The 14,185-nt window shown below is 35.0% G+C and carries 11 protein-coding genes and 1 pseudogene; 6 read left to right on the top strand and 6 right to left on the bottom strand.

The features are described 5' to 3' along the window. Positions 1 to 2,028, top strand: a pseudogene (locus BUB89_RS18100) (hypothetical protein); the annotation flags it as partial. Positions 2,029 to 2,173: 145 nt separating this feature from the next. Then, positions 2,174 to 2,689 (top strand): hypothetical protein, encoded by a 516-nt coding sequence (locus tag BUB89_RS15515; protein ID WP_073246680.1) that lies wholly within the window; start codon positions 2,174 to 2,176, stop codon positions 2,687 to 2,689. Positions 2,690 to 2,745: 56 nt separating this feature from the next. Here BUB89_RS15515 and BUB89_RS15520 read toward each other — a convergent pair whose 3' ends face one another. Continuing rightward, positions 2,746 to 3,696, bottom strand: a complete 951-nt coding sequence (locus BUB89_RS15520) for a TerC family protein (RefSeq protein ID WP_073246682.1) — start codon at positions 3,694 to 3,696, stop codon at positions 2,746 to 2,748. Between the two features lie 139 nt (positions 3,697 to 3,835). Then, the gene (locus BUB89_RS15525; protein ID WP_073246684.1) at positions 3,836 to 4,852 is read right to left on the bottom strand and encodes a glutamine synthetase beta-grasp domain-containing protein; all 1,017 of its coding nucleotides are present in this window, start codon (positions 4,850 to 4,852) and stop codon (positions 3,836 to 3,838) included. 272 nt (positions 4,853 to 5,124) lie between these two features. Here BUB89_RS15525 and BUB89_RS15530 point away from each other — a divergent pair, with 272 nt between their 5' ends. Beyond that, positions 5,125 to 7,314: a glutamine synthetase III family protein gene (locus BUB89_RS15530; protein ID WP_073246686.1), complete on the top strand. Its 2,190-nt coding sequence runs from the start codon at positions 5,125 to 5,127 to the stop codon at positions 7,312 to 7,314. A 106-nt stretch (positions 7,315 to 7,420) separates the two neighbouring features. Here the strand turns inward: BUB89_RS15530 and BUB89_RS15535 are convergent, their stop codons facing one another. Next, positions 7,421 to 7,693, bottom strand: coding sequence for a DUF4242 domain-containing protein (locus tag BUB89_RS15535; RefSeq protein WP_073246688.1), 273 nt, complete (start codon positions 7,691 to 7,693; stop codon positions 7,421 to 7,423). 284 nt (positions 7,694 to 7,977) lie between these two features. On the opposite strand from BUB89_RS15535, the gene BUB89_RS15540 reads away from it, so the two are divergent. Then, the gene (locus tag BUB89_RS15540) at positions 7,978 to 9,156 is read left to right on the top strand and encodes an AIR synthase related protein (protein WP_073246823.1); all 1,179 of its coding nucleotides are present in this window, start codon (positions 7,978 to 7,980) and stop codon (positions 9,154 to 9,156) included. 105 nt (positions 9,157 to 9,261) lie between these two features. After that, a complete protein-coding gene (locus tag BUB89_RS15545; RefSeq protein WP_073246690.1) occupies positions 9,262 to 9,627 on the top strand; it encodes a hypothetical protein in 366 nt (121 codons plus the stop codon). A gap of 45 nt (positions 9,628 to 9,672) precedes the next feature. Here BUB89_RS15545 and BUB89_RS15550 read toward each other — a convergent pair whose 3' ends face one another. Continuing rightward, entirely contained in the window at positions 9,673 to 11,145 is a 1,473-nt protein-coding gene (locus BUB89_RS15550) for a PAS domain-containing protein (RefSeq protein ID WP_073246692.1), read from the bottom strand. A gap of 85 nt (positions 11,146 to 11,230) precedes the next feature. Then, entirely contained in the window at positions 11,231 to 13,126 is a 1,896-nt protein-coding gene (locus BUB89_RS15555; RefSeq protein ID WP_073246694.1) for a heavy metal translocating P-type ATPase, read from the bottom strand. A 275-nt stretch (positions 13,127 to 13,401) separates the two neighbouring features. On the opposite strand from BUB89_RS15555, the gene BUB89_RS15560 reads away from it, so the two are divergent. Next, positions 13,402 to 13,842, top strand: a complete 441-nt coding sequence (locus BUB89_RS15560) for a hypothetical protein (protein ID WP_073246696.1) — start codon at positions 13,402 to 13,404, stop codon at positions 13,840 to 13,842. Between the two features lie 61 nt (positions 13,843 to 13,903). Here BUB89_RS15560 and BUB89_RS15565 read toward each other — a convergent pair whose 3' ends face one another. Then, positions 13,904 to 14,125 carry a hypothetical protein gene (locus BUB89_RS15565; RefSeq protein ID WP_073246702.1) on the bottom strand — a complete coding sequence of 74 codons (222 nt, stop codon included), beginning with the start codon at positions 14,123 to 14,125 and terminating at the stop codon, positions 13,904 to 13,906. Positions 14,126 to 14,185: the final 60 nt, after the last annotated feature.

Consider the following 14,185-nt stretch of genomic DNA (forward strand, 5'->3'; position numbering starts at 1 on the left):
AGCCAGCCAAATGCGGGTACAGATGGTTCTACTATCGTTTGCGAAAGCAGTACAACTCCTATTGACTTATTTAGTTTGATTACAGGAGAAGATGCAGGAGGAACTTGGACTAGATTAACAGGTACAGGCGGAACATTTAATGCAGCAACAGGAACTTATACTCCGGCATTAGATGCAACAACAAGTACCTTTAGATATAGTTTATCAGCAACCGCACCATGTGTTGGAGATGATAGTGTGGCTACAGTGACCATTAATAGCCAGCCAAATGCAGGTACAGATGGTTCTACTATCGTTTGTGAAAGCAGTACAACTCCTATTGACTTATTTAGTTTGATTACAGGAGAAGATGCAGGAGGAACTTGGACTAGATTAACAGGCACAGGCGGAACATTTAATGCAGCAACAGGAACTTATACTCCGGCATTAGATGCAACAACAAGTACCTTTAGATATAGTTTATCAGCAACCGCACCATGTGTTGGAGATGATAGTGTGGCTACAGTGACCATTAATAGCCAGCCAAATGCGGGTACAGATGGTTCTACTATCGTTTGTGAAAGCAGTACAACTCCTATTGACTTATTTAGTTTGATTACAGGAGAAGATGCTGGAGGAACTTGGACTAGATTAACAGGTACAGGCGGAACATTTAATGCAGCAACAGGAACTTATACTCCGGCATTAGATGCAACAACAAGTACCTTTAGATATAGTTTATCAGCAACCGCACCATGTGTTGGAGATGATAGTGTCGCTACAGTGACTATAAATCCAAATCCAACTTGTGAAATCACAGGAGAGCAAACTATCTGTGCTGGAGCTAGTTCTATATTCACAGCGACAGAAGGTATGACCAGCTACGCTTGGACAGGTCCTAATGATTTTAGTGCTGATACACAAACTATCAATGTGAGTGTTGCAGGGGTTTATACTGTAACAATTACCAAAGATGGTTGTCAAAGCACTTGTTCAAGAGAACTTATGATTGTAGCTTGTGGAGGTCCATTATGTACTTACACCCAAGGATATTATGGTAATGAAGGTGGTATGTCTTGTGCTCCTGATCCTGAAAATCCTGGGGAATTTAAACAATATACTACCAAAGCGCTTATTGCAAGAGCTTTAGAAGCTTATAATGGTGCTATGTATATTGGTATAAAAGATGTTCGTCATGTTTCAGTTATGAATGCTGATATTGAAGCTGTTATAGCAGTATTACCAGGTGGTGGTATGAGTAAAGAGCTTCCTAGTCAGCCTAATAATGGTTTGTATTCAATAAGTAATTTACCTCAAAGTTTATTGAAAGGCGGAAATATCAATAATACTTTATTAGCTCAAACTATTGTTTTAGGACTTAATTTAGGTATCAATTCGAATCTAGGTAATTTTGAATTACAAGCCGGAACTTTTGCAACCGCCGATTCAGAAGGAGGTTGTGGTTCTGATACACCTAAAGCACGTTCTTGTAATCCTGATGGAACAGCAAATAATGAGTATGAATTTTACAGTATTCCAGCTAATATTGTTACAGCCTTAGGTGGTAATGCTACAGTTCAGGGATTATTTGCTTTGGCAAATCAGGCTTTAGGTGGCGGAAGCACTAACGGTGTGTCACTAAGTGCTATTGCAGATGTGGTTGATAAAATCAATAATGCTTTTGATGAATGTAGAATACCATTGGGTTACGGAATTGAACCATTAGACTGTCCGGTTATTGAACCAACACTATCTTTATTTGCTGTACAAGCTGATTTAGCTGGTTTAGCTGGTTTTGTAGCTTATCCGGTTCCTATTGATGGTCAATTGTCAGTGCAATGTACTTTTGACTATACTTCTGATGCTGTAATTGAAGTGTTTGATGTGAAAAACCAATTGCTTTATACTAAATCACAAACTCAATGTACTAATGGTACAGTAATTACATTAGATTATAATTTTAATAGCGAACAACAACAAGTTTTCTATATAAGATTAACAACTAGTCAAGGAGCTACAGTTCATGATGTAATATCTGCTGCTAAATAGTTAATAAATAAATCTAAATTAATGAGCACCCGTTTTGTAACGGGTGCTTTTTTATGGGCAATTGAGAAAAGTTTTTTAGAAATTAAATTTTGGCACAATTAATGAATAATAAATTGTATACCTTAACTATTTAAAAATTTATATCATGAAAAAAATAATAACACTTTTCGCTTTTGTTAGCTTTTTAGCTATTTCCGGTTGCTCAACTTCAGATGATTTTGAGGAAGATAAAGATACTATACCATATGCGTTTGAAATTGAAAATAAAAATTTTGGATTTAATAATACTGACGGTTATAATCTGAGTTATTTTTTTGAAGATTGGATTGGAGAAGATTTGTATGATGATGAAACGGTTTTAATTTATAGACTTGAGGATGTTCTTGATTCCGGTGCCCCAGTTTGGCAGTTAATTCCAAGAACACTTTATACCAATCAAGGAGAACTTGATTATGATTATAATTTTAGCCCTATAGGATTTAAAATTTTTGCTGGGGGTAATTATGATTTAAGTTTAACACCACAATATTTAAATAATCAGACTTTTCGTGTTGTGATTATGCCATCCTATTTAGCCGCTTCTATGGATACAAGCAACTATACAGAAGTAATGAATACTTTAAAAATTAGTGAAACCAATGTTAAAAAAGTGAAATTGTAATTGCCTAATTTGATAACATAAAAAAAGGAAATCTCTCGATTTCCTTTTTTTATGTGTTATACTTTTTGGTTTCGTTTTTCTTTTTGAAGCGAAGCAATTATTCCTGATAATAAAGCTGCTGCAATGAATGCTAAGGAAGCCCATTCCGGCAGGTGTATAAATTTATGCAGGATCATTTTTAAACCTACAAAGGTCAAAATAGCAATTAAGCTGTATTCTAAATAACTGAATTTTTCCAGCATATTAGCCAGGAAGAAATACATAGAACGCAGCCCTAAAATGGCAAAAATATTCGAACTAAATACTAAAAAAGGATCGGAAGTAATCGCTAAAATAGCAGGTACACTATCTAATGCAAAAATGACATCCATTACCTCAATAAGAATTAATGCTACAAATAATGGAGTAGCGGTATTAACATTACCAATTTTTACAAAAAAATGCTCTCCTTCAATTTTTGTTGTTATGGGAGTTAGTTTTCTTAAATATTTATAAATAGGGGAGTTGTGTGGGTTGTATTCGTGATCTTCTTTGGTGAAAAACATTTTCACAGCGGTATAAATTAAGAAAGCGCCAAACAAATAAGTGGTCCAGGCAAATTTGTTGATGATCATGACGCCAAAATAAATCATAAGTCCCCTAAAGATAATGGCACCTATAATTCCCCAGAATAATACACGATGCTGGTATTTTTTTGGGATTCTGAAAGAAGAAAAGATAATAGCAATTACAAATATATTATCGATACTCAGCGAAAGTTCAATCAGGTAACCCGTTATATATTTCATGGTAGCGGCCATCGGTTTAAGATGGTCGGGATTTTCTATATAATGATTTTGATACAGCCAATACACTACAGCAGAAAACAAAAAAGATAATGAAACCCAGATTCCGGTCCATTTTCCGGCTTCTTTTGAACTGATTACATGAGGGTTTTTGTTGAAAACACCTAAATCAAGGGCAAGGAATATTAAGATAGCAGCTAAAAAGCAAATCCAGACTAACATAGAATTTTAATTTTTGATGATTTACAAAGATAATTTTTTGTGTTATACTTTATGTTTATTCTTTGTTAATCTGTTATAGTAATAAAAAAAAGTGCCTCCATTTCTGAAAGCACTTTTTAGTTTTATAAATAAGGAATTATTACAATGCAGATTTAACTGTTTTGATAATTCTTGCAGCAATTTTGTATGGATCACCGTTAGAAGCAGGTCTTCTGTCTTCCAGCCATCCTTTCCATCCTTTTTGAACAGTCATTAAAGGAATACGGATAGAACATCCTCTGTCTGATACTCCGTAAGAGAAATCATTGATAGAAGCAGTTTCATGTTTACCAGTTAAACGTTGGTCGTTGTAAGCTCCATAAACAGCAATGTGTTCTTTAGTTACAGGACGGAAAGCCTCACAGATTTTTTCGTAAACTTCTTGAGAACCACATGTTCTTAATACTTCGTTAGAGAAGTTAGCGTGCATACCAGAACCATTCCAGTCAGTATCACCTAGTGGTTTTGGGTGGTATTCAATATAGTAACCATATTTCTCAGTCAAACGATCTAATAAGTAACGAGCAACCCAGATTTCGTCACCTGCTTTTTTAGCTCCTTTTGCAAATAATTGGAATTCCCATTGTCCGCAAGCAACCTCTTGGTTGATTCCTTCAAAGTTTAATCCTGCTTCAATACATAAGTTAGCATGCTCTTCAACTAATTTTCTACCGTGTGTGTTTTTTCCACCTACAGAACAGTAGTACATACCTTGAGGAGCTGGGTAACCACCTACAGGGAAACCTAATGGTAATAAAGTTTTAGTATCCATGATGAAATACTCTTGTTCGAAACCAAACCAGAAATCATCATTGTCATCATCAATTGTAGCTCTACCGTTAGAAGGGTGTGGAGTTCCATCAGCATACATAACTTCAGACATAACTAAGTATCCGTTGATACGATCTGGATCCGGATAGATAGCAACTGGTACTAAAAGACAATCAGAAGAACCACCTTCAGCTTGTCTTGTAGAAGAACCGTCAAAAGACCAGTTTCCAATTTCTTCTAAAGTTCCCTGAAAATTTTCGTGCTCTTCAACTTTAGTTTTGCTTCTAAGATTTTGAGTTGGTTCGTATCCGTCTAACCAAAGGTACTCTAACTTTATTTTTGCCATAATAATATAAATTAATTTTCTTTATTTTAACTGAGGTGCAAATATATAATAATTTTTTTAGTGCTGAAAACCTTGGGGTCTCTTTTGTTTGAATGAATGTTATTTTTCACATTACTATATTTTGGTGGGGGGTATATTCAAAAAAAAGCAATTTTGATGCTAAATAAAATATAATTTGATAATGGCTTATCCTTCTTTTTTTAGTTCAACTTTCTTTATCTTTGTGTTTTTAATTACAAAATTGATTATTAACAGTTTAAAAAATACTCCTAATGTCAACAATACGTTTTCAAGCGCTACGAGAAGCTTCTAATAGAAAAGCAGTACATTTTGAAGAAACAAACAGAAAGTCAACCATTTTTGGTTCGAATGTATTTAATGAAAAAGCAATGAAGCAATATTTAACTTCGGATGCTTTTAAAGCGGTACAAGGCGCTATTGAACATGGTACTAAAATAGACAGAAAACTAGCTGATTATATCGCTATGGGGATGAAAGAATGGGCTCTGTCTAAAGGAGTTACTCATTATACACACTGGTTTCAGCCTTTAACAGGAACAACAGCTGAGAAACATGATGCTTTTTTTGAAACTTCTTATGATGGAAGTGATCCTGTAGAAAAGTTTGGCGGAGCTCAATTAGTACAACAGGAACCGGATGCTTCGAGTTTTCCTAACGGCGGAATCAGAAATACATTTGAAGCCCGTGGTTATACCGCATGGGATCCTACCTCTCCTGCTTTTATTTATGGAACGACTTTGTGTATTCCTACCGTTTTTATTTCCTACACAGGAGAAGCTCTGGATAATAAAATCCCATTGTTAAGAGCTTTAGCTGTGATGGATGAGGCAGCTACCGAAGTGTGTCGTTATTTTGATAAAAATGTAAAAAAAGTTACTGCAACTTTAGGTTGGGAACAGGAATATTTTCTGGTAGATAAAGCTTTGGCACATTCCCGTCCTGATTTAATGATGACAGGAAGAACTTTGCTTGGACATACTTCAGCCAAAGGGCAACAACTTGATGATCACTATTTTGGTTCGATTCCTACCCGCGCTTTAACGTATATGCGTGATTTAGAACAGGAATGTATGTTGCTTGGAATTCCGGTAAAAACCCGTCATAATGAGGTGGCACCTAATCAATTTGAGTTGGCTCCTATTTTCGAAGAAACAAATTTAGCAGTAGATCATAACTGTCTTTTAATGGATGTGATGCAAAAAGTAGCAGAACGTCATGACTTCATTGTTTTATTCCATGAAAAACCTTTTAAAGGAGTAAATGGTTCCGGGAAGCACAACAACTGGTCATTGGCAACAGATACCGGAGTGAATCTATTGAGTCCAAGTAAAACACCAATGAGTAATTTGCAATTCCTGACTTTCTTTATCAACACTATTAAAGCAGTAAATGATTATGAAGAGTTATTACGTGCTTCAATTGCAACGGCAAGTAATGACCATCGTTTGGGTGCTAATGAGGCGCCACCGGCAATCATATCAGTGTTTATTGGAGAACAACTGACTAAAGTTCTTGCTGAATTAGAAAGTGTAACCAGAGGTAAATTATCTCCTGAGGAAAAAACCGATTTGAAATTAAATGTAGTAGGGAAAATTCCGGAAGTAATTTTAGATAATACCGACAGAAACAGAACTTCACCTTTTGCTTTTACAGGAAATAAATTTGAATTCAGAGCAGTAGGTTCTTCGGCAAACTGTTCGAATGCGATGACTACTTTAAATACCATTGTGGCTAAGCAATTGAGAGATTTTAAAGTAGAAGTAGATGCTTTGATTGATTCGAAAGCAATGAAAAAAGATGATGCTATCTTTAATGTTTTAAGAGAATATATTAAGGTATCGAAAGACATCCTTTTTGAAGGTGACGGTTATAGTGAAGCCTGGGAAAAAGAAGCGAAGAAAAGAGGTTTGAGTAATTTTAAAACGACTCCGGAAGCTTTAAAAGCCAGAGCGTCAAAACGTGCATTAGATTTGTTTTCTGAATTAGGGATTATGAATCATGTGGAAGTAGAAGCGCGTTACGAAATTGAATTAGAAGAATACACTAAAAAAATCCAAATTGAAAGCAGGGTTTTAGGCGATATTTCTAAAAATCATGTGATCCCAACAGCTATTCGTTACCAAAATACTTTGATTGAAAATGTAAAAGGTCTGAAAGATATTTTTGGAAAGGAATTTGAATCTATTGCTAAAGAACAAATTGGCTTGATTAAAGAAATTTCGCTTCATATCGAAGGTATTAATGCTAAGGTAGAAGAAATGCGAAACGAAAGAAAAACGGCTAATATGATGAATGATGCTCAAAAAACCGCTGAAGCTTATTGTAACAAAGTAAAACCTTATTTTGAAATCATCAGAAATCATTGTGATAAGTTAGAATTGCTGGTAGATAATGAATTGTGGACACTGACTAAATACAGAGAGTTGTTGTTTACTAAATAATTAAGATATTGTTCATTGTAGAAAATGCCTATTCGTTTTGGATAGGCATTTTTTTATTTCTAAGTTTTTGCAAAAAATGAAAATGATTTTTGTTGATTTTCATAAATCATTCAGAGGTAGTTGGGTCGATAATTGTTGCTACTTTACTTATCGAATTTGCCGGAAATCCGCCTTGTTTAGCATGTTCCCGAATCATTTCTTCATCCGGAGCAATGTAAATGCAGTAAATTTTGTCATTGGTAACAAAACTGTTTACCCATTGAATTTCAGAACCCATTTTTCTCAATACTCCGCAGGAAGTTTGCGAAATTCCTTTTAGTTGTTCAGCAGTAAGTTTGCCTGCATCAGGGATGTCTCTTTCAATTACATATTTTGGCATCTTTTATAAAATTAGTTTCCTACTCTTTTGGCTTTTCGGAATAGCCCCGTTTTTTACCGTGGTTGCTGGTTTCCACCTTATTGTATTTGTAGTGTAGTGGTTTTAAGGTTTATCTGTTTGATATTTAGTATTTTATATTAAATTTAGTGAAATAAAATGAGATTTAGAATGAGGATTACAAATTTTAAAAAATGCACAGAAGAATGGGACGGGATAAACCCAAAAAAATAATTATCTTTGCCGCAAAATCACGTTGCTTATTTGCAGCTACACAATTACAATTCATGAGTTCAGATACTTCAAAAAGATACGCACAACGCGGTGTTTCAGCATCTAAAGAAGATGTGCACAATGCAATAAAAAACATTGATAAAGGATTGTTTCCTCAGGCATTTTGCAAAATTGTTCCTGACTATCTAACACAGGACGAGGAATATTGTCTTATCATGCACGCTGATGGTGCCGGGACAAAATCCTCATTAGCTTATATGTATTGGAAAGAAACCGGAGATATTTCTGTCTGGAAAGGTATTGCTCAGGATGCATTAATCATGAATATTGACGATTTATTGTGTGTAGGAGCAACCGATAATATCCTGCTTTCTTCAACTATTGGAAGAAACAAAAATCTAATTCCTGCCGAAGTAATTTCGGCAATTATCAACGGAACTGAAGAGTTGATTAAAGAATTGGCAACTTTTGGTGTGAGCATTCATTCAACTGGTGGGGAAACGGCTGATGTGGGTGATATAGTTCGAACTATCATTGTAGATTCTACCGTTACGGCAAGAATGAAGCGTTCAAAAGTGATTGATAATGCCAATATCAAAGCGGGTGATGTAATCGTAGGATTGGAATCTTTCGGTCAGGCTTCTTATGAAAAAAGCTATAATGGCGGAATGGGAAGTAACGGATTAACATCGGCTCGTCATGATGTTTTCGGGAAATATTTGGCAACAAAATACCCTGAAAGTTATGATGCTGCTGTTCCGGAAGAATTAATTTATTCAGGTCAGGTACAATTAACTGATGCTGTAGCTAATTCTCCAATCGATGCCGGACAATTAGTACTGTCGCCAACACGTACTTATGCACCTATTATCAAGAAAATATTAGATAAATATGCTGCGAATGAAATTCACGGAATGGTTCACTGTAGTGGTGGAGCACAAACTAAGATTTTACATTTTGTAGATAATTTACATATTATAAAAGACAATTTATTTCCGGTTCCTCCTTTGTTCCAATTAATTCAGGAGCAATCAAAAACGGATTGGAAAGAAATGTATCAGGTTTTTAACTGTGGACACCGTATGGAAATTTACGTTCCTGAAGCTGTGGCACAGGATATAATCGCTATTTCAAAATCATTCAACGTAAACGCACAAATTGTGGGTCGTGTTGAAGCTGCTGATACTAAAAAATTAACTATTTCCAGCGAATACGGAACTTTCGAATATTAACAAGAAGTTGCTAAGAAACTAAGACGCTAAGTTGCTGAGATGTCATATTTCAGTTAAATATAGCTCAGTACCTCAGAATCTCAGAACCTCAGAAACTTTAAAAACATGTACGAATTAGTTTTTTGGAAATATTTAGAAGAAGTTTATTTGAATCATCAGGAGGTCTATGAAGCTATTGATGAACAGGAAACAATCGAAGGTCTGGAAGTACTTCCGGTTGCGGTTATCCTGAACCGAATCGCTTCTGTTTTTTCTAAATGGGAACGAGTAGATGAGAACAGCTGGAAAAATAACGAAGGAGTAGGCGCTTTTCAGGTGAAAACAACTTCTCAAATTGTTGAAATAGATTGTTACGGAACATCCGGAAAAACCATGGATAAATTAGTAGATATTATGGAAGAATTTAAATGTCCTCTTTTTGATCCTCAAATTCCTGCCCGTTACGACGAAATGTACGAAGAAGAAGAGTAAAAATACAAAAGCGTTAAGAATTAAAACTTAACGCTTTTTTTGTGCTTACAACTTGGTGTCGTTATCTTCTTCTTTATTTTGTTTAGGAGTATTTTTAAAACCAATTAGTTTGCGGTATTTGGTTTCGGTTTCTTCGAGTTCTTCTTCCATTTTTTTGTATTTACTAATATCTTTAATGGTTATTACCGCTGCAATAATTTTATTATCCTGATCAATCAAAGGGCGTCCGCTAATGAGTACTCTTCTTTTTTCGCGGGTGTCAGGATCCCAGAGTACCACATCTACGTCATCGGTTATTTCTCCATTAAAGGCACGTTCCATAGGCAGGTTTTGTGCTGGAAATATGGTTTTTTCATCCGGAAAATACAGTTCGAAATGTGCTGTTAAATCTGTCGATATTTTATCGTCTTCTTCCACACCAAAAATATCATTAGCCATGTAATTAGCCAGAATTACTTTTTTATCCGCATTAGCTACTATGACACCTTCACCTATATTTTCAACAATAACCCGCAATTTTTCTTCGTTTTCAGATAATTCATCCACTGCTTTTTGCTGTTCCCGCTCCAGTTCTACTTTTTCGGTAATATCACGTGCAGCAGAATAAATGATTCCTTCTTGTACATCAATACTGCTGTTCCAGTCCAGCCAGCGATAACTGCCATCTTTGTGACGCACTCTGTTTTTAAAGCTGATAACCGTACTGCCTTTTCTTATTTTGGAAAGAATTTCGTCTGAAACTTTCCGGTCATCTGGATGGGTGAGGTCCATAAATTGAATCTCATCCATATCTTTCTGGGTATAGCCCAGTGTATTGGTAAAAGCAGCATTGATTTTGATAAAATAATCCCCTTTAGCAACAGTAAAAATATCAAATGACATATTAAAAAAAGCATCGGTGGCCTTGAGGGAATCTTCCAATTTTTTTCTTTCGGTAATGTCCGTGGAAATTCCGCCTATGGCATAAATTCTTCCTTTGGCATCATACAATGGAAATTTTACGGCAAGGTATGTATGAGGTCCGTCTTTTTCCTGAATGGTTTCTTCTGATTTTAATTCGATTAATTTTTTGGCAACTTCTAAGTCCGAATTGCGATAGATTTCGGCAGTCTCTTTGGGTAAAAAATCAAGATCTGTTTTTCCTATAATTTTTTCATTTGCAGTTCCAAATAAAGTGTCAAAATGTTTATTGACTAATAAATATTCGCCGTTTAGTTTTTTTATAAAAATGGGATTAGAGGTATTGTCAATAATAGATTGTAATAATTGCTGGTTTTCTTCCAGTTGGTTTTGTGCCGCTTGTTTTGCTTTTAATTGTGTTCTGATAATAAAATAAACCACAATTAATAAAAAAGCCGAAAGTATAAATAATACTATTTCTATGGTTTCCAGTTGAGCATCTAAGGTTCTATCCCGTTCAGGATCTAATCGCATCATGAAAATGTAAGCCGCTGTTACAACTACAATCAGATTGATAATGAAACCAAGAAATATTTTTTTTTCAAGCGAGAGGTTCATGGCAAAATAATTTTATTTGGCTTTATGAAGTTAAGAAATAATATTTTGATTATTCTGTATTACTATACAATTCTAGAAAATGTCCTTAAGGTTTTTCTTTTTCAAACTGCATTAAATTCAAACTGAATAAGATCACAATAAGTGTAACGCCTACATCGGCAGCAATGGCTAATGCCAGATTGCTATAACCCAAAACAGCCAGAATAATGAATACAAATTTGGTAAGTATAGCACCAAAAGTGTTGGTTTTTATCTGTTTTATTGTTTTTTTACCCAGTCGGATAAGAAAAGGAATTAAGGAAAGCTGATCATTCATTAAAGCAATATTAGCGGTTTCTATAGCAGTATCACTTCCCGCAGCACCCATAGCAATTCCTACTGTACTTAATGCCAGAGCAGGAGCGTCATTGATTCCATCACCTACCATGGCTACTTTATCGTATTGCTGTAACAAGGCTTTTACTTCTTCTGATTTTTGTTCCGGAAGCAAACCTCCAAAGGTTTTTGTGATGCCTACTTTCCTGGCGACATAATGTGCCGCTCTTTCACTGTCACCGGTAAGCATAATTACGGCTATGTTTTGCTCCTGCAATTGTCTGATGGCTGCATAACTATCAGGTTTTATTTCATCGGTTAAACCAATGATTCCATTTACTTCTTTGCCAAAACTGATTACCACACTCGTTTTACCTTCGCTGGATAATTTTGCAACAATAGCTTCTACTTCTTCTGATATGGTATGGTATTCTCTGATGAAATCTAATTTCCCTACCAATACCGTATCTATGCGGCAAGCTTCCATTTTTGCAATTGCTCCTTTACCTAATATGGTTTTAAAATCTGTGGCGGTCTGGGGTTCAAAACCTTCGTCTTTTGTGGCTTTGATAATGGCTTGCGCCAAAGGATGTTCCGAAAATAATTCGGCTCCGGCGGTACAGGAAAGTAATTCCTCACGGCTGGTTCCTACCAATGGGAAAACATCTGAAACTACCGGATTTCCATAGGTAATGGTTCTGGTTTTGTCCATTGCAATAGCCTGAATATCGGCTAAGGCTTCCAGATATTTTCCTCCTTTTACCAGAACACCTTTTGCGGAAGCATTACCTATAGCAGCATAAATTGCCACTGGCGTTGAAATGACTAATGCACACGGACAGGCAATCACTAATAAAGTCACGGCCTGTTTAAGCCAATGATCAAAATCTAACTGAAGCAGAAAAACAGGAATAGTGAAAATTAAAATTGCTATTCCGATAATGATGGGTGTGTAGAGTTTAGAAAAACGCTGAATGAATTTTTGAGTTTCACTTCTGGCTGATCCTGATTCAAATGTAAGTTGGATAATTTTAGCAAAAGTAGTATCAGCAGAACGTTTAGTAGTCCTGATTTCAATAAAACCATTGCTGTTAAATGTTCCTGCAAAAACGGTATCACCTTTTTGTTTTTCTTTAGCCATGGGTTCGCCGGTAATGGCTGATTCGTCAATTAAACCAGAACCCAAAGTAATCTTTCCGTCCAGCGGAATGATTTCGCCGGCTTTAATCTGGATGATACTTCCGGGTTCGATATCTTCGATGGGTATTTCCTTGTTGGCGGTTTTTACAAATGCTGTTTTAGGAATACTTTTGATTAAGTTATCCAGAGCCGATTTGGAGTTTTCAAGGCCAATATCTTCCAGCCGTTCTCCTAAAACATACAATACAATTACAACTGCTGCTTCGGGATATTCACCCAGATACAGTGCCGCAATTACGGCAATAGTCATCAGTAAATTAATACTGCTGAAGTTGAGTTTTATCAGTGCTTGTAGTCCGTTAAGGATAACATCATGACCAATTATGATGATGAAAGTACTAAAAACGAAGGGTTCGTAGGGCATGGGTAAATGAATTCCTAAAAGGGATAATATTTCCAGTACTAGTACAATACTGACGCATAGGAGTAAAAAAAGAAACTTTTTGTCTTTAAAAGGTAAATTCATAAGAATACAGTTTTTTATTCGAAAGCAAATTTGAAATAGTATTTTTTCTTCGAATTTTTTAGAGCAAAATTGCTGTTGGTACCAGAATAACCATTTGTTGGATCCGATAAAACTCGTTTTTTAAATAATTTAACGGATGGCGCTATTTACTAATTTACTGAAAAATTATCTTATCTCCTTTGGCTTTAATAAAACCTTAAGATTATAAAATATTGCATGGTCTAAAAGGAGTAAAAAAAGAAAAAGTTTGCGACATTTGTACAAAATTAGAAACAATGAAAATAAATCTTAAAAACGGAATTGATAAACTCATTTTCGGTATGAAACAAAAAGATGTTGAAGCCGTTTATGGAAAACCCGACAGAAATTATAAAGACGAAGATGAGAATGTAATTTTTGTTTACAATAAATTCAAAATGCGTCTGACATTCTATAAAGAAGAAGATTTTAAAATGGGCTATATTGTTGCTTCAGCTGCTGATTTAGACTTATTTGGTAATAAAGTGATTGGCAGAAATATCAAAGACGTGAAAAAAGATTTAGCTCAAAAAGGCATTACTAAATTCACACAGGAAGAATTTGATACTTTTGAAAACTATTTTGATGAAGACCATTGGTTGTTATTTCAAACTGAATTTAATGAGGTAGTAAAAGTAGAAGTAGGTGCTATCATCAACGATAAAGACGAATTTGACTGGAAATTTGGAAAAAAATAAATTTTCAGTTTTGTAAAAAAAAATAAAACCCTTTCATTTTTATAGTGAAAGGGTTTTTCTATTATTTCGATTTGTTCAGACTGTATAAACCGCCAGCTAAAAGTAATACGGCAAATCCAATATATAAATAGCCTTTTTGTTGTCCGGATTCATCCGAAGCTTCAATTTTTATACCCAGAAAATTAATTTTATTAGTGTTTTCCTGTACTTTGTTTATTCCTATATAACCTATAAATAAACTCAGAATGATTAATACAATTGCAATAATTTTGGATAGATTCATAATTTTTAAGTTTTTGAATTTCTCTAAGATAATAAAAATATTTTAAAGAAACAGTATAAG

The organism is Flavobacterium flevense (assembly GCF_900142775.1).
Classification (GTDB): Bacteria; Bacteroidota; Bacteroidia; order Flavobacteriales; family Flavobacteriaceae; genus Flavobacterium; species Flavobacterium flevense.